14 protein-coding genes are annotated in these 17,419 nt (G+C 59.1%); 3 read left to right on the top strand and 11 right to left on the bottom strand.

The genetic code is table 11. The features are described 5' to 3' along the window. The first annotated feature begins 82 nt into the window (after positions 1-82). Entirely contained in the window at positions 83-394 is a 312-nt protein-coding gene (locus tag FHT76_RS06440; RefSeq protein ID WP_259184955.1) for a hypothetical protein, read from the top strand. 7 nt (positions 395-401) lie between these two features. On the opposite strand, the gene FHT76_RS06435 is transcribed toward FHT76_RS06440, so the two are convergent. The 9 genes from FHT76_RS06435 to FHT76_RS06395 form a co-directional block, all read right to left on the bottom strand. Beyond that, on the bottom strand, positions 402-1,538 hold the full coding sequence (locus FHT76_RS06435; RefSeq protein WP_259184954.1) for a Wadjet anti-phage system protein JetD domain-containing protein: 1,137 nt from the start codon (positions 1,536-1,538) through the stop codon (positions 402-404). Further along, positions 1,535-5,023 (bottom strand): SbcC/MukB-like Walker B domain-containing protein, encoded by a 3,489-nt coding sequence (locus FHT76_RS06430; protein WP_259184953.1) that lies wholly within the window; start codon positions 5,021-5,023, stop codon positions 1,535-1,537. The genes FHT76_RS06435 and FHT76_RS06430 overlap by 4 nt, the downstream gene beginning before the upstream one ends. 1 nt (position 5,024) lies before the next feature. Then, complete coding sequence (locus tag FHT76_RS06425) at positions 5,025-5,705, bottom strand: DUF4194 domain-containing protein (RefSeq protein ID WP_259184952.1); 681 nt, start codon at positions 5,703-5,705, stop codon at positions 5,025-5,027. Beyond that, complete coding sequence (locus FHT76_RS06420; protein WP_259184951.1) at positions 5,695-7,188, bottom strand: Wadjet anti-phage system protein JetA family protein; 1,494 nt, start codon at positions 7,186-7,188, stop codon at positions 5,695-5,697. The genes FHT76_RS06425 and FHT76_RS06420 overlap by 11 nt, the downstream gene beginning before the upstream one ends. A gap of 157 nt (positions 7,189-7,345) precedes the next feature. Next, positions 7,346-8,020 (bottom strand): hypothetical protein, encoded by a 675-nt coding sequence (locus tag FHT76_RS06415; protein ID WP_259184950.1) that lies wholly within the window; start codon positions 8,018-8,020, stop codon positions 7,346-7,348. A 64-nt stretch (positions 8,021-8,084) separates the two neighbouring features. Further along, on the bottom strand, positions 8,085-9,077 hold the full coding sequence (locus FHT76_RS06410) for a hypothetical protein (RefSeq protein ID WP_259184948.1): 993 nt from the start codon (positions 9,075-9,077) through the stop codon (positions 8,085-8,087). A gap of 93 nt (positions 9,078-9,170) precedes the next feature. Further along, the gene (locus FHT76_RS06405; protein ID WP_259184946.1) at positions 9,171-10,403 is read right to left on the bottom strand and encodes a glyoxalase superfamily protein; all 1,233 of its coding nucleotides are present in this window, start codon (positions 10,401-10,403) and stop codon (positions 9,171-9,173) included. Between the two features lie 193 nt (positions 10,404-10,596). Then, on the bottom strand, positions 10,597-10,890 hold the full coding sequence (locus tag FHT76_RS06400; protein WP_259184944.1) for a hypothetical protein: 294 nt from the start codon (positions 10,888-10,890) through the stop codon (positions 10,597-10,599). Between the two features lie 126 nt (positions 10,891-11,016). Continuing rightward, entirely contained in the window at positions 11,017-12,231 is a 1,215-nt protein-coding gene (locus FHT76_RS06395) for a transposase (RefSeq protein ID WP_259184943.1), read from the bottom strand. A gap of 925 nt (positions 12,232-13,156) precedes the next feature. Here FHT76_RS06395 and FHT76_RS06390 point away from each other — a divergent pair. Together FHT76_RS06390 and FHT76_RS06385 are read left to right on the top strand one after the other, a co-directional pair. Then, positions 13,157-13,588: a hypothetical protein gene (locus tag FHT76_RS06390; RefSeq protein WP_259184942.1), complete on the top strand. Its 432-nt coding sequence runs from the start codon at positions 13,157-13,159 to the stop codon at positions 13,586-13,588. A 192-nt stretch (positions 13,589-13,780) separates the two neighbouring features. Beyond that, a complete protein-coding gene (locus FHT76_RS06385; RefSeq protein WP_259184941.1) occupies positions 13,781-14,278 on the top strand; it encodes a hypothetical protein in 498 nt (165 codons plus the stop codon). 10 nt (positions 14,279-14,288) lie between these two features. Here FHT76_RS06385 and FHT76_RS06380 read toward each other — a convergent pair whose 3' ends face one another. Next, positions 14,289-15,821, bottom strand: coding sequence for a PcfJ domain-containing protein (locus FHT76_RS06380; RefSeq protein ID WP_259184940.1), 1,533 nt, complete (start codon positions 15,819-15,821; stop codon positions 14,289-14,291). Between the two features lie 62 nt (positions 15,822-15,883). After that, positions 15,884-17,395 (bottom strand): PcfJ domain-containing protein, encoded by a 1,512-nt coding sequence (locus tag FHT76_RS06375; protein WP_259184939.1) that lies wholly within the window; start codon positions 17,393-17,395, stop codon positions 15,884-15,886. Positions 17,396-17,419 lie beyond the last annotated feature (24 nt).

Below are 17,419 nucleotides of genomic sequence, written 5' to 3'. Positions count from 1 at the left end.
CTAGGAAGTAGGCCCCAAGCATTGACAGGCTAGCCGCAAGCGCTAAACCCAAGACGACGGAACTGGTCGGAGTAAAAGGGGAATGGATATCGAGGGGGCGTCGAGCGCCCAAGCTTTCGAGCTTCCAGACCATGTCATTGAGTCCTACATCGACCTGCGCCAGCTGCCGGATGGCCGATACATCGGGACCCTCCAGCTTCTTTTCCATTGGACGATGCATATCGACATAGACCTTGTCGGGTACTCGGACCGCTATTGCTTCGCGACATATGAGCTTGCCAAGAAGGCTTTCGACGAATGGTCGGGCGAGGGCGATCCGGACGGCTGGCACCGCCATCCAAAAACGGGAAGACGGAAAGACTTGGTCACGGGAAGGGAGTGGGTCGACTTCTAGTGCTCTCCTAGCGACCTATTTCGGGCAACGTCGGTTCAATCATCTCCTGCTCCAGCGAGCGGTTGCCGGGGATGGCGAGGTAGGCGGCGATCTCGGCCATCCATGTACCCATAAACCGTCCGTCGTCGGCGACCGGAGCGGTGGCTCGCGCACCGTGTTCCATGACGAGATCGAGCGACATCAAATGCGGCCGCACGGCCGGATTGACGCCCATGATGGTCTTGGTGATTTCCAGACCGCCTTCGTCGATGTCCGACCAATGGAAGAACGGAACGTCGGCCAGTTGCGTGACGAGCATTGCATAGAACTCCTTGAAGGCGATCGATGCTTGGCCGCTCGTGAAGAGGACAAGACCGCTCTGGTCGTCGTTGATCTCGACAGCGTGCCTATGGAAGGAGACAAGGTTCTCGACGGTCAGGACATAGTCGGGGCGACGATCAAGCGAGAAGTCATCGAGCCGATGGATTGGAAGGCCGCAGTAGGAGAGCTCTTGTCCGAGTGCGAGGTCGCCGATCGAAAACGCCCCGGAAACGAGAACAGGACTGGTGATCTTGATAGAACCGCTCCGCGCCAGGATTTCCCTGAGTGTGCCGTCAGGGCGTTGTTCTCTATGGTAGACGTAGGAGAGGATTGCTGCATCGTTTTTCTCCACGAACTTGCTGTCTCCGCCCTCTCGGGTGGAAAACGTCCGCATGTCGCGACCAGCGTGAAGTCCGTTGCGGATAGCCCGCGATACTCTTTGCAGCGGCTGCAACCGATCGGCCTCGGCTAGGCTGATGCCACACCATTTCGCGTGCCTGGACCACAGACCCTCGATGTGGTCGATGACGGCGGTTTCCCAGTCTTCTGCACCTTGACGCAAGGACGATGTCGCCTCCCGTGCCGCCTCGGCGTGGGGGCGTCGGCCAAGCGCGGCGTACAGGCTGTCCAGATCAAGCGGTCGGACCTCTTTGATGGTTCGCTGCAAACCGTTCGTACCGTACTTGGCCTGCAAGCCGCCTAGAGCGCACAAATCTGTCAGCCGATCGAGGGTCGACGACTTCTCCTTGGCATTGGCGTAGGAGAAGTCGTCGACATTGAGCCACCGATTAGACCGGGGATTGGTTTCGACACGTCGAACGAGGAGGTCGACGAAACGTGTCATGCCGCCGTCCGCGTCTTGAGTTCAATGACCTGCTCGTCTGTCATCATACGGGGATCGAGCGAAAGCAGTTCTTCCCGCGTGTTGGCGTGGATGTACTCGCCGTAGATGTTCGTGCGGCGCTTGTCGGAGGACCGCATGACGGTCAGGACAGTGTCGCAGTTGCGCTGCATTGTCACCTTCTTGTTCGACGGGCCGCAGATCAGGAGCTGGAGGCCGAGACGCTTGCCGAGGTCGACGACCTGGCCAGTGACCTTTTCGTCCATGTTGCTGAATGCTTCGTCGAAAATCGCGAGGCACAGGCCACCTTCGTTTGCCTTGAGGTCCTTGTACGGGCCGCCGTAATAGACGTTCGACATGGCGGCCATCAGGCAGATGTAGTACGGGGTCTGGACCTCGCCGCCGGAACCCGTCGCTCGACGGGAACGCAGGTTGTTGGTGACGCCGGTCTCTTCGTGCGTCATCAGGAGGTCGAACGCGAAATACTGCCGATAGTCGGTGAACTCGTCGAGGTCGACGGCGGTCTGGCCGTTGAAGATCATGCCCTTGATCTCGTCCATGGCGGCAGCTTCGTCTTCCGAGAGGATGGACGCGAGCAGCCCGCCGCCAGACGTCGCGGCGTAAATCTTGTCGTGGGCTTCGACGGCCGTGTGGAAGACTTCCCGTCCAGGAGCCTGCACGATGCTGATCTGGTAGACCTCGCCGAGGAAGGAGGTTCCCTTGATGATCTTGTTCAAGTTCCTGATCTGGTCCTTCACGCGGCCGAAACGTTCGGCCAGCGCGTTGAGGAAGCCGTTCTTGAACATCTGCTCGCCCTGCTCGACCGCCTTCTTCATCTGCTCGCGGTAGTCGAATAGGACATTGGCCTTGAGATCGTCGCGGGTCGTTACGGCCCATGGCAAAACCGTACCCACGAGGCTCCGTTCGGCGGGCAGGTCTGTCCCGGCGTTCAGGAGTTCGATGCAGCCTTCAGCCTGCAGCGTCGCGTCGCCACGACCGAGGTCGAGGGCGCGACGTGCGCTCTGTGCCTTGCGGTCGGCCGCCTCCCTGATCGAAACCGGATTGTCGCCGTCGACGATGCGGCCGGCATAGGCGCTGAAATAGGAGACCCGTTCGTGCGGCATGTCGAGGCTCGAAAGCGTCGTCTTGAGTTCGGCGTTGGCGCGATCCGTAAAGGCTTTGGAACCAGGCGTGTTGATGCCGCCATCGAGCTTCTTCTGTGCGTCGTCGCGGCGGGTCTGAAGCGTTCCGACCGCGCGAAGCGTGTCCTTGAAGGCGGCCTTGAGACGTTCCATCTCTTCGTCTCCCTCGGCGATTTCAAGATCGATCGACGACGTGTCGTTCGATTCCTCGATCCGTTCGATGTCCTCGAGGGTCGTTTCGATCGAGGCGGTCAGCGTGTCCGAATCCTCGACCGCCGACTGGAAGGGACGGTCAACCGAAGGAATTCGCGCGGCCAGCCCTTCAAAAGCCTTGAGAGTATTGATCAGGACTTGTGTGTTCTCGACACGGCCGTTGAGGTTGCCGACGGTGCCGACCACCTGCTGGCGCTGCGCCCTCAGCATCGGCAGAGCCTTGGCTGCGGCCGCGTGGCCGATCCTCGGCTCTGTCTTGCGGAGATTGCGCGCTGACGTCCCGTCCTCGAACTGACCTTCCTTGGTGAGCCAGCGGCCGGGACGGTCGAAATCCTTGTCGGAAGTGGCAAGCTGGATATTGCCGAACTTGATGTCGAGGAACGCCTTGGCATAGGGGTTGTCGCTGACGAGGAGGGAGGTGACGGTTCCTTCCCGCTGGCGGACCTCGTGGCGGCCGAGCTTGCCTGTCGTCGCCGGGCGAACGCTGTCGGCGACCTTGTGTTCGCGCATCAGGCGGTAGACCTGATGCAGGTGTTCAGGCGCTACGAAGAATACGTCGCGGTCGCCACCCATCAGAGCCTCGACGGCGTCACGCCAGTCTTCGTCGACCAGCTCGACGATGTCGCAAAGCACGCTTGCATCGATGCCGTGCTCGGAGAGGGTCTGGACGAAGCGGCTCGTCGGACCGTCGTGGCGGCGACCGCTCTTCTCGATGGTGGCGATCTTGGCGTCGATGTCGGCGAGTTCTCGGCTCGCCTCGTCCTGGGCGACGATAAGCTGACGCTGATTTGCTTCGATGTTTCCGATCTCCGACGTCAGGCGCGCGGTAATCCGGGAGAACGCGGCATCGGCGGCGGCGGCGTCGGTCGGGAGGTAGTCACGGCTAGGATTGCCGATGCCGCTCACCGCCTCGTTCAGATCGATGAACGGGGCGAGCAGTTTCGGCGCTTCCTTGAGCGAATCGAGCTTGTAGCGTGCGGTATGAGCCATGCGGCCGAGGCCGTTGGGGCCAATGACCTCCGCAAGACGCTGGTCGTGCTGCTTCTGGAGGGAAACGAGCAGGTCCTTCTTCATCTTGAGTTCTCGGACGTTGCCGATGGCGGCCCGCCGTTCAAGGAGAACTGCCTTTTTTGATTCCAGGCGCTTGATTTCGGCTTCGACCGAGGCGCTTTCGGCCGACTTCTTGTCGAAGTCGCGGGCGAGAACCCGGTGATCACGCACAAGACCGCGCCGCGTCCGGCGAGCGCCATGGGCAGACGCGAAGGCGGCGACGGCTTTCTCGCGGTCGGCCTCGATCTCCTGATCGCGACGTCGCTCAAGCGTGGTCGCTAGGGCGTTCAGCGTGTCGATCTGCTTCTCGACCTCGGTGACGCGCTCCAGCAGCGTGTTGAACAGGGCTGCCGACGACCGAAGGGACTGGATGTCGATCGGGTCTTCCGGCAGGACGTATTTCTGCACGAACTCGGTGGCAGAATCGACGTTCGTGAACGCGATGCTGTTTTCCATGTTCTTGAGGTATTGCTTGCGCACCGAGAACTGGCCACGGTACATCAGCGCGAGCATGTAGTCTTCCTGGAATTCCTTGGCCGTCGACGGATAGAGCGTCATTGAGCCGCCAGCAGTCGTGATCTTGACGTCGAGACGCTTCTTCGTGTCGTCCCAGTCCTCGATCACGATCTGGCCATCGAAAGTGCGGTTGACGATGTCGGCCGTCTTGACGATCGCACCCTTGATGATCGCGCGGGCCTCGAGATGGGCCTTGGTGTTCTCGCTGGTCGCGGAGAAGCATAGGAGCAGCGAGACGGGAGCCTTCACGCCAGCCGGGTCCTCGAAGGCGAGGGCGACATAGGTGTAGCACTCGGTTCGCAGCGTCGTCTTGGGGTCGAGGCGGCCGAGGCAATAGCTGTGGATGCTGCGTTTTTCCTCGGGGGCGTCCTTGGCGGCGGCACCGGCCGCACGCTTGTTCAGCTTCACGCCTTCGATACCGCCCGTCAGAACGACTTGGCAGGCGTCGAGGACGGTACTCTTTCCATGGCCGTTGTCACCGATCAGGCCGATGATCTGGCCTTCGATTGCGATATCGGTGATTCCGTAGGTGTGCCAATTGACCACGGCGACGTTCGTAAGCCACATATCAGTTCTCCAGAGGCAGGCCGATTTCCTCGGCGTCTTCGTTGGTTTCTGCGGTTGCCGGTGCGATGGTCTCTGCACCGGCTTCAGAGTTCTTGCGGTTGATGAAGTTCTCGAGGCGGACAGAGACGTCGGTGGTCAGGATGCGGCCGATGAACGGCCTGATCTTCATCGGGATGTCGCCGGACGCCTCGACCTTCTGGCCGAGGTCGACGAGGCTCATGAATTCGAGGTCCCGCAGCGAGTTCCTGATCTGGGCAGGCGCGATGCTCATCTCGGCCGGAACGGCGAACGACTGAACCGTGTCACAGAAGTCGTTGAACGACGTCTCGACGTTGCCGCGACCGTCCACCCATCCGTCCGCGAACCCGACATTGTAAGCCCGGGCCGCGACGAGAAGGATCAATGTGTCGACCATCGTCATGGAACGGCTGACGGCGATGTCTTCGCCGGGAAGGACGCCGAACCAGCCCTGCACTTCGTCGTAGATGAAGTGGTAGCCGAGCAGCGAGAAAGACTGGTCGATGAACCGCCGCGATTTTCCGCTCGTCAGGGCGCGGCGGATCGCCGTGTTGCCGGGCGTTTCGGCGTGGAAGAACTGGTTGCGGTTGAGGTAGGCGATCGCCTTCTTGATGCCCGTCTGTTCGTCGGCGCTGAAGGTGTCGTTCATTTCGTCAAGCAGCATTGCGGGCAAGTCCTGTGCGGTAGACGGTGAAGCCTGGGCATTTCATGTAACGGGTGTTTACGAGGCTGGTCGGATGGGCCTCGAACGAGAACCGCTTGTCGACGGCAGGCGGGACCTCTCCGGAGATCACGATGCGCAGGAGCGCCGAGGCGACCACGAAGTCGTCGATATCGGCCAGCGCGTCTTCATCGAAGCTGACCTCACCGACATGCCCGACGAGACGGTCGAGAAACGCGATAAGCCGCTCGTCGTCGGGGTTGATGCGTCGGGCGTAGGCGTCGTTCAGTTCGATGCGGAAATCCATCACCGGATCGGGAATCTCACGGGCCTGAACCTTGCGCTCGGGCTTGCGCCTCGGCATCGGCGGGTCAAATAGCGCGTTCTCGTGCAGGACGACGCGACGGTCCAGCACGATCTGCGGCAGCCCGATGTCCTTGTCGTCGATCTCCGCCGGACGGGCAGCCATTGCACCGACTAGCCCCTCGATCATCGTTTCGACCTTGGCGTTGTCGGTTCCGCGCTGCGTCAGACGGATGGTGCCGTAGACGTCGAGCTGTGCCTCGATCTTCTGTTTGACCTGCATGATCGAGCGCGAGGTTTCCTCGATCATCTCCAAGGACTCTCTGATGTCGTCGAAACGCCGGAAGGCGAGGTTCAATCCTTCGCGCTGCGCGTTGAGAACGGCTTCGTCGTCGGTGCCGTCCATGGCATCGGGAAAGGCGTCGCGGGCGAAGTCGTTGCCGATGACCTGCATACGGCCGCGGTCGGCCATCAGCGTGTTGATGACACCGAGGATCGAGCGCTTGAAGCGATAGGGATGGCTCTCGGACATGAGCTTGCTGATGTCGTACTGAAGGACCTGCGCGACATAGGTGTCCATGAGGATACGGAAGCGTTCCTCGTGATTGCGCCCCTTGAAGACCTCCTGACGGATGCCGTTCATCTTCGTGCGGGTCGCCCGCATCGAAATGTGGACGTCCCTGAGATAGCGGATGCAGTCCGTCAGCGCCGCCGTGTAGCGTTCCTGACCGTTCAGCATTTTTTCGAAGACGGCCTGGAGAAGCTGCATGACGCCTTCGAGTCCCTTGGACGTCGCGTATTCGATTTCCGCCAGCGCCTTGATCAGAGGCAAGGCGACGGGAGAGAACTCCATGTGGACGGCGTACCCGGACTTGCTGACTTCCAGCCAGCCGCAGTCCTCGAGATACTTCGCAGCGCGGCGCGCACGGCTCCAGCCTACCGACTTGCCGGCATCACCTTTTCCGATCGCTTCGTTCTTGGGCGTGAACTCGTCTTCGACCACAAGGATATGATCGCCGATGATCTCCTCGATCACAGCGATGACTTCCTCGCGCGACGGCGCGTTGCGGTTGACTTCGTAGAACCTGGCGTAGATCGCAAGCAGGACCTGCTCGAACAAGTGCTTGTTCGGGCCTGCGAGAGGCGCGAAAATGCGATCATGGAGGACTTTGAAAAGCGACACGCCAGAACCCGTTAATTGAAGACCTCAAATGATCGCGTCAACTGGGTGGCGTGTCAACTAATTATAGAACTGGATTTCGCTTTGGTGGGTGTATTCGAAGACGTCGCAGACCACCAACGCCAAAAATGTGACTTCGGTGGGAGGGGCCGCGCCAGAACTATCTGAACGGCTTCGGTGATTGCGCGGTCGGCTGAACCTCGCGATCCAGTTCGTCGTCACGTCTGATTTCGATGTGGATGAAGTCCCTGGCTTCCCGGAGACGCCTCGCGACTGTTTCGTATCCATCCCGATGCTTGGGCTGCTGGTGCTTGGCATGGGCCTCCAGCCTGTCGATCAGGTAGGCGATGTCGACGAGGGCCTCGCCGATGGTCGGCGAGGCCGGATCGAGCTTGATCAGGTTCAGGCGTTCGCGCATGTCCCTCGAAATCGGATCGCCGTGCGAACGGACGAGGGACATCGCGTTTTCTGCCCATATCTGCGAAGTCACTCTCTGGTACTTCGCGAACTGCGCTTCATGGAGTTCCTCGATCTCGGATTGGAATTCCTTGAACGCGACCTCTGGAATCGAGCGGCGGATCGCGCTCGCTAGCGTTCCACGGGGTGCAGGTTGATCGGCAAGCCCCGGAAACTGGTAGAAATAGTCACCAATCTTGCTGACATCGAAGGTGAAGGCATTGCCCATGGCTTCGATAGCCTTGCGTCGGATGTCTTCCCAGAGCGCACGGTCGGCAGTTATGCCCTCATCGACTGAACGCTTGCGGCTTGTCGCCTCCTGGATTTCCAGTGTTGCCGCGGCGAGCGCGACTTCCCGCATTCTTTCCATGTCGATCATCGGTTATCCTCTCGTGGCGGCTGCTTAGCTTCTAAACTGCGATCAGCCCCCGCATCAATCAACCTTACGGGCGAATTTGTCGCCGTCCGAACGCGACATCAACGACATCGTGGTCCGCCCAGACCTGAAGCATCGCCGAGAGAGACTTGCGCTGCGGGCCGTTCCTGACCAAGGGTATCAGCGCCTCGACGACGGGAACGACGTCATGCTCCCATCCTGACGAGTTCTTTTCAGCCATCAGCCGCCGCAAAAGTTGCCACTCTTCGATGCGGTTGTCGGGGACATGGCGAATGTTGGCGCAGAGAGCCTCGAAGAGTTCCGAGGCGGCCCACTCCAGGGAATACCTGCCGATTTCGAACGTGAACGCGGCGGGGATCGCGATATCCAGACTGGTCGGATCGAAGTGGACTTCCAACGGCGCGTTTCCATACCGGGCCTGCGCGAACCGTATGGCGTCGGCCGCTTGGGTGATATGGAACGGAGGAGATGACAGCGGATGGCCGCGCAAGTTTTTCTTTCCGATATCGAAGGAGGCCACGGACACCTGTGTCGATTGGCCGGGGGTGACGCGAATGGTCGGCTCGCTGGTCTCGAAGACCAGAACGCCATCAAGGGAAACCATCCCGTCGAAAAAGGACTTGGCTGTGTCCAGCGCCTCTTCCCGATCGGAACGTATCCAGTCGGTAACCTTCGAAGGGTCCCGTCCGGCTCGTCCGTCTTTGTACCATGCGGCGATCACGTTGAGCTGTTTGCTGCTGTAGTCGTACAGGTGTTGCTGGACAAGGTTGAATTTGTTCATCCCCGGGTGCGGGTGCAGTTGGTCGACGGAGATCGTCGCGTGACTACGCCCGCTCGTGAGGAACTGATCGTTCAGCAGATACACAGGATTCCCGGGGTTTCCGCCTCGCCAGCGATAGGTCATGGCGACCGGGATGTCTCCAGATCGATATTCCGGGACGTCGATCTCGAGGGTTTCGACGAACACCTCGTCCTTGGGCGCGTCGGATCGCGGGAACATCACCTGGGCCGTATAAGCGAAGGGAATGGTGGCTTTCATCAAAAATTCCTCTTTTCCCGATTTTATAGGCGATGTCGGCAATGAACCAAGCGCAGAAATTTGACAGGTACGTCACCCAGGCTCGGGGTGTGATCAATCGTCGACAGGAAGCGGATGGCCGGCAAGTACCGCATCCCAGGCCCGCACTCGCACGTCTCCATGGAAACGCTGTTCGTCCTGATCCCATTTCTTGACGGCGACAAGGTCAGCCATACCGGCTCCCGCAATCTGGCCGACGGCCCATTGCGCGTCGACTTCGTTTCGGAACAAGAGGAATGCGGGTGCTGGTTTGTGGTAATTGACAACCGCGGGAACGTAGGAACTCCAAGCCTGCTTCAGTCCGGCGAACACGCCAGAAAGCACAAGGTTTTCGACGAACCTGCTTTGCGCCTCCCACTCCAACTTGGGCAGGGACACCGCATGGCGGTAGCCATGGCCGAGTATGTCCGCTGTGCAGTGGCGTCCATTCCACCGGAGGTCATCGAATGCCTCGGGATTCACGTAGCGCGCCTCGTTCGGCGTTAGTACGCGGGCATGATCGCCGCCGAAATACGCATCGATCTCGTCTACGACAAGACTGCGCATGTTGTACATCCCACTCACCAGGGCCAGTCCCAGCATGCAGTCGAGCAGGAGGTCCGCAAGCTCCACCTCATGAGGCGTCGAAAACTTCGCTACTGCGATCCGTGCAACGTGGTATTTGTCTACGAGGCCAAGGACGCGGTTCACGCTGATGTTTCGCTGTGCCACAGCCGCTGCGAAGCCTTTGACAGTGGTGCGGTCGCCGTGGATTTTTTCGAGAAACTCGGGATTCGACAGGATCAACTCTATGGCGCGCCCGGATAAGCGCGGCCATGCCATCTCGAAGATGACCTGATTCAAGATGCGCTTTAGGTGTTGGCCCGCCGCTCGGTGCATGGTGTCGCCGACATTGCTGACCCAACCTCCTCCGGATGTCTGGGCTTTGGGATACATCAGGAAATAGCGCGCCGGGTTGTCGAGGCTGCCAACGGCCTTCGTTGCGAGAATATCGCGAAGGCCTAGAGCGGTTGTGAAAAAATCCCTGTCGGACAGAGGCGTCAATGTTTCGATCAGGTCTGCCTTTACCGAGGAAAGGAGATCAAGCTTTGCTTTCGGTTCCGCCCTCGGTGCCTGCTTGTCAATTGCCGCGCGGAACGTCGCCCAGTCGGAAAACCGGAAGGCAGCGGCCGTCGCCTCGAGCGCGTGGCTGTGGCTTACTTCGTACCCGAGTGCCTTCATGCGGGCGCGGAACTGTTTCGCGCCGGCCTTTGCCTCGGCGAGCGTTGGAATAGTCTGGTGGTTCATTCGTCACCCCTTGGGGCAATTGACACTTCGCTGCTTCCCCGTTGCCGCCCGTCGATTGCCCATGTGATTGGAGATCGGAATCGATGTGGGACGTCGTATGCATTCGAGATGCCATTTCACCGCGCCTCGAAGAGGCCGGGGATGGTCGGCATGGCGGGCCGTAGCTAAAGCGTGGTCCGGAACAGGGAGGCCGTCAACGCGGCCCGCCCAGGAATTTCCGCTTGAAGGCCCAAGACCACTTGGCGATCAGGCGGCCGATCAACGTGGAGGCGCTCTGCGGTAGATCGCTGGGTTCCCACCCACTGACCCATCCGCCCCTGAGATCGAAGACATTCTTCGCGACCAGTCGCGCATCCCAGATCATCTCCTCGGTGATTTTGGTACGGGTGAAGTTGGCGCTGCGACCGATCACGATGTCCTCGCCAAGGCTTTCCAGCTTCGAACCACCAGCACGCAGGTCGTCCGCGATCCGCAAACCGGCCGGCAAATGGCGTATCGACGTGTTTTCGATCCAGAGGCTTCCCTGGATGGTCAGACCGTCTGGCAGTGCTTCAACCTGACTTCCGTTAAGGTGACTTCTCTCGGCCCTGAAGGACCGAGCTTCAGGTCTTGATCAGGCCGCTTGCGCGATCTGACTGCTACCTTCTTCTTCCTGCTTCCGACCGGCACCCCGGTTCGATCCACAGGCCAGCACCGGAAGTCCTCCGGCTCGAGCCTTGCGGCCCAGATAGAGAATGTTCTGCGACGCGTTGTCGTCGGCGCAGGCGGCGTGGCCGCAGGAAAGGCACAGGAACGTGTCTCTGTCAGGACGGTTGTCCGCCTCGGTGTGACCGCATACCGAACACCTCTGCGAGGTGTAGGCCGGGTTCACGTAGTAAACGCCGCCGCCCGAGCGGCGCATCTTGTATTCAATCTGCATGCGGGTCTCGCCTGGCGAGACGTCCAGCATGTTGCGGTTCGAACCAGCCTTCTGCGCGACGTTCACGCCTGGATCATCGACGGTTCCGCGCGCTGACGCCGTCAGGTTCGCGACCTTGAGGTCTTCGAGGTAAATCACGTCGCAACGTCGCGAGACATCCGTCGTCATCTTGTGCTTGGCGTCCTTGCGACGACGAACGATCTTCGCCTTGAAGGCCCGCAACGCACGTAAGGCCCTTGCACGATTGCGCGACCCCTTCTTGCGACGGGAAATGATCCGCTGAAGGTTTTCCTCCTTGCGCTTTTCCTTCTCGGTCATGCGGGGAAGGTCGTAGACCGTGCCGTCCGACAGGACGAGGCCATGGACGACGCCAAGATCGCCGCCGACGTCGATCGTGTCTCTAACCGCCGGCTCGTCGATCTCCCGTTCAACCTGGATGGAGGCGTACCAGTGATTGCCGCTGAGGGAGACGGTCACGTTCTTCACCATCCCGACGATCTCGCGATGGGCGACGATTTTCACCCACCGCGCCTTCGGCAGGAAAATTTCACCGTCGCGGATCATGATGTGTTTGGGGTCTGGATATCGGAAACTTTCGTTCTGATATTTGCGCCGTGGCTTTGGAAAGGCGGCACGACCTTCGAAGAAATTGGTGAACGCCTTGTGGAGGTCGATGACAGCCTGCTGGAGGCAATGGTGAGGTGCCTCCTTCATCCAAGGAAGTGCTTCCTTGAGGTCGCCGAGCTGCTTGTTCTGATCTACAGCCGTGAGGCGACGAGGTTCGGAGCGGTGACGCTCTAGTCTCTTCTGCTCGAGGCAGGTATTATAGACGACGCGGCAACATCCGATCGTACGACGGAACAGTCGGGCTTGCGCCTCGTCCGGGTAGATGCGGAATTTATATGCCATGCGTTCTTTCATCGTGGATGACCGTACCGGGTTCCCGTTATGTTCGCAAGAGGTCGCCTATCCTGGACCTGAAGGACCGGGTTTGCGGCGACAAGGGATGATCAATGATCCCTGAGACTCCCGAAAGATCGTGTATGCGCCGAAGGCTGGAACCGACGACGCTGAGCCACTTTCTCACCGTCAAGTTTTGAGGCAATTCATCGATCTTCGCGCCATCGAGCTGGAGTTCGGAACATGACAGTGTCTCAGGCAGGCCAGCCAATGTGGCCCCCTGGAGGTAGAGACCAGCCTGTAGAACGAGTTGTCTCGGGAACGCGGTGATGGATGTTCCATTGGCGTGGATTTCGTTTCCTCCGACGATCCGCCGGCCCAACCGAAGGTAAAGAAATCAGGACCCGAATTCAGGTCGTCGAAGCTGCTTGAATTGAGGCAGCTCAAACCGTTGACAAATAGCCGTCGGGACTGGCCTTCATATGAAACGATGAACCAAACACCTCTTAACTACAAAACCAAGGCATGCCGAATGACCCGCCATGTCCCGTCTGGAGGCTCGCTACACCCCGGTGACGCGCAGAAAAACGCCCTCCAGGCCTCGATTCCGCGAATTGTCCCTCGGACCCCTCTGGGTTCCGATAAGGAAGCTTATCGGCAGTCAGGATTGGGGGTACTGCGGTGCGTCAAAGGGTCGGTAACGACGAATGCCATGCCGCAGGTTTCACAAGACAATTGAAGTCATCAGTGTCTTATGAACCTACGAGGTCATAAGTTCAACAACTAGCTGTCGAGGTCATCAATTATGATGACAAAACGCCTATGGCAGGGAGTATTAACGATTTGTAGACGCCGTTGCTGCTGCTGGGAGCATCTGGCTTGAAATCGGGCTGTGACCGGGATAGGTATCCAGAAGGCAGATTTGGAGACATCAGTGACGGCAGCCTCGAAAAACCCCGACGACACCAGGATGACGTTCCTGAAGGTCCTGTTTGCAGCCCAAAGAAAATTTTACGAGGGCATGGAAGAAGGATGGAACCCGTTCAGCGTCATGCAGGCCATGGCCTTCGAGACGGTCAATGAGTTGAGTGACGCGGACCTGACGGCGGTTCTTCTACATCGGCCCCAGGCGTTCGCACTGTTGATCGACGCCGAAACCTTGGATAGCGGGCCAGGCTCGAAGTTCAAGATGCGGGATGCCGTGGTCGATGCCCTCGTGACGGAGGTTGTCGGCAATTTCGATATCAGCGGTCTCGACCGTGATACGGTCTCGAAGTGGGCTGACAGCACGCCGGATTTCCTCCGGCATAAGGTGGACCGCTTCCTCGCCGGGCCGCGCCTCACCGTTGTCGGCGGAAACTTTTGATGTTTCATCGGCCACGGGTGACCATTGTCGGTGGCTCCAAGCGGAAACGGATTTTTCGGTTGTTCGGGACATAGGCGGACAGCTGGATTATCGTCTAACCTTGGGTTCCGATAAGTCGTTTCAGCCGAAGAACACCACCGACGGCCGTAGTTCGGCCCAGTCAATCAAATTTGCAGTAGGGGAAGGCGATACATGGGGCGGTGGATTGATTGGCGGATAACCGAAGATTTGACCTCGGCCGAAATCGGGGCGCTCTCGCAGGCGGTCGATGGGCCGCTTCGCCAAGCGTTGCCGTCGGTGGTCAAGCAGATTACCGACAGTCGGCCGGCGGCACCGAACTTGGCAGCTCGTCTCGCATTCCACTACAAGGACAAGGGAACTGCGGAGTATGCCGCCGATCCCAGGACGGTCAGCGTATCCGCCACCGAGATCAGGGTAGAGGGATCGGATGACCCGCGCGGTCTCGACTTCTCTTATGGAGAGGGCGAGCATTCAGGTCACACGGTAGGCTTTCAGGATTACGTGTCATTCGGTGTTCTCGCCGCAGCTTCGCAGGTCTCGGGAAAGGTGGAGTTGACGCGCGGGGACGATATGGACGCCGATTACGTGAAGCACATTCTTCGCAGGTTCGAAGACGCAGGCAAGCCAATCCGGCCGCAGCCGAATTTCATCGCTAATCTTGCGGTGTAGTGATTACCGCCTAATAGGCGAACGTCTTCGGCACCCACGTCGGTCTTTCGATCGACGTTGCGTCATTGCTGACCGTGACGTTATTTTCCAGCGTGTCGTGGTCCACGATCATCTTTTCAGGCCACCTATCGATTATGCAGTCGTCCACAGTCAGGTTCCACCTGACATGTAATTGGGACGGCATATGCCTGACAGATGTCGCTTCCAATTCGAGGCTTTGGTGGGAGAGAAACCAATCCCCGAAAGAAATAATCGAATTGTAGACGGACAAGCCACTTGCCGAAAACCCAGACCTGAACTCCACCGGTTTTTCAGGTTGATCCATGATGGGCCTGCATCCCGTCACGGTCAACATGCGGGCTATCCCCGTTGAGCGGTGGAAAACAACTCCAGGACATGAACGCAGGTAGAAATCACCGGACACCGACGCTTTGGCCAAGGCCTGCTCATCGAAATGGGAATTCGAAAACTCTGCATCCAAACAATCGAGGCGGGAAATAGATCGGATCGTCGAGTTTCTGACCGTAATCTTCCTCGCCTTGGCCGCAAAGCTTTCAAGCGTCACATGGTCCATTTTAAGGATGCCGTCGATGGTAACGCCGGCTCGAACGGAGACGGACGGATACTGCATCGACCTATATGAGTCTAAACGGGCAATCAGTTCGCCCGCTTTCAGTCCCATGATTGCAACATCGCCCTTTACTGTAACGCCGGGCTGCAAGGGAATAACGTAGTTGTCCTGGCCCTTGACGAGCTCGACCACGATGTTGCCTTCAAATACCTCACCGGAATTCAGAGATGCCAACTCTATGATTCCTCGTGTTCTGTCGACAGCGAAACCGGGCGGCAGTTCTGTGTCTTGCACGGAGAGGTCCTTGAGATCGGGCCATCCCAGCAGTCGCCGCATATATTCGGCCTTTGGCGGCTTGTTCTGTTTGCCCTTGATCTGCCGGAGCTCGGCCATCGAGTGCTTGATCTCGAGCGTGACATGGCTTTTGCCATACGGGTCGCGCAGCGAGTAGATTCCAACGGTGTTTTTCGAAAGACCGTAGTCGTAGGCCCCTTGGCCGACGCAGTGGCCCATCTCGTGGCCTTCGATGTCTAGTGCCTCGGGCGTCAGAAGACGCACGATCGACCACCCGTCACCAGCGTCGTAGACGGATTCCGTTCCTCCGGCGTGGCTCTTCCGGGTCGCTCCGTCGCCACGCCGTTTCGCCATGGCTTTGTTTGCTTCGTCTACGATCTGTTCGACCGTCCCGAATTTCGCGAGCTTGAAGGGGATGCCGTTCTCATTGAGGCGCGAGAGCCATGGTTCGTTTCGTTGATGGGCCACAGTGAGCCAATCGCAGATATGGCGAATCTGGGTTTCCGTGACGCTGCCAATAGCAATGATGCTACTGCCCTCACGCAAAGCGACACCGAGGAGAACGCGCCCGAGGCTGAGTTCAAGGGTTTGTCCGAGGAAAACGCCCGTACGGCGCTGGCTGTCGTTGGCTCTCGCAACCACCCAGTCGGAAATCGATTTTCTGATTTTCTCGTCCATGCCTTGGTCGCTTGCTTCGATGAACAAGCGTAGGCGGTGTCACCGCATCGATCAATCGTGCATCAGGCCGACATCGGGGAAGGATTTGCCGAGAGCTGGCGACCTACATGAATGACGCGGGCAGAATGTTCCACGGTCAGTCCTCGGACGTTCATAGTCTCCGGCCAATGATCGATCTCGGATTGCTCGATCAAGAGGTTCCCGTACACGTCGAGGCGGTAAGGCATGCGGACGGCAGAATCGCCGCAGACCGTGAAATCCCCCTCGACCGCCAGCGAATGGCCGAAGCCGACAAATGAACCGTCGACGTGGAGCGCTCCCCTGCCTTTTGCGCGGAAGCCATCCTCGAACCAGACTACCGGCGAGGGAGAAAGACCGGCCTTGCAGTCGACGATCGAGACGGAACCGACAACAGTCGTCGAATCCCGGAATGCAACGCCGCGGCAGGACTTCACATAAAGATCGCCTTTTACCGTCGATCTTTCCAGTGCGTCGTCGTCGAAGACGCAGTCGGTGATCTCGATGCGACGCGCCACCAATTTACCCAGATTCTTCACGTGGCTGTTCTCGATGACTATCTGGTCGGCGACGACGTTGAAGCCGTCGAGCCTCATCCCTTCGATGCCCAGCTTACCATTGATCGTCAGATCGTTCGGTAGTGGAGTAGCCTTCTGGTCCTTCCTGTATGCGGAATGCCGCCAGAGCCGCCGAAAATCGACGTCACCGATGACGGTTATACCGGATGGAAGCACCAGCGGGTTTTCCAGCTTGTCGTTCCACTCGATCCAGAGGTCGCCTTCGAAGACGTCGCCAGACTTGAGTTCGCCCAGTTCCACAAGCCCCAGCCGTTTGTCGAGACCGAAACCTGAAGGACATTCCTGCCCGTCGATAGTCAGGCCGACAAGACCTTTCCATCCCACGAGCCTGCGTGTGTATTCGATCTTCGGGGCGGCGTTCTGCTTTCCCTTGAGCTGCGCGATTCGCTTCGAATAGGCATCGACCTCGATCGTAATGTGGCTGCGCCCCATCGGGTCGCGCAGTGAATAAATCGGGTCCTCCTCGATAAGATGATCGTAGCCCCCCTGTCCGACGCAGTGCCCCATCTGCGCTCCCTCGTAGTCGAGCGCTTCGGGGGTCATCAACCTGACGATGGTCCAGCCGTCGCCGCACTCGTGTACGACTTCGGTTCCGGAGGTCGGAGGCACTCTGAACCCGTCGCCACGGCGTTTCGCCATCGCCTTGTTGGCTTCGGCTGTGATCTGCGGAATGGTGCTGAACTTCATCAGCTTAAGCGGCCGCCCCTGAGGGTCGCACCTTGAGAGCCAGGGTTCGCCGCGGATTTGCGATGCCAACAGCCAGTCGTAGATGTGCCTTGTTTCAGGGAGGGCGCACTCCATGATGGCTTTGACCTCGCTGTCCAGCTTCACGCCGATGTTGGTCAGTACCCGGCCGACGGACATTCGCAGCAACGGAAAGACGTCGGGAGCGTCGGTTCCTCGCCGCCCGCGCTCGATCAAGTCGACGTGCTTCCTGAGGTAATCGTCGATGCGGTTCTGGAGATACTGGCGATCCAAAGCAAGCCCTCTAGGTGATCCGCC

The sequence above is a fragment of the Rhizobium sp. BK176 genome, from assembly GCF_024808055.1.
This window is presented reverse-complemented; position numbering and strand designations above follow the sequence as displayed.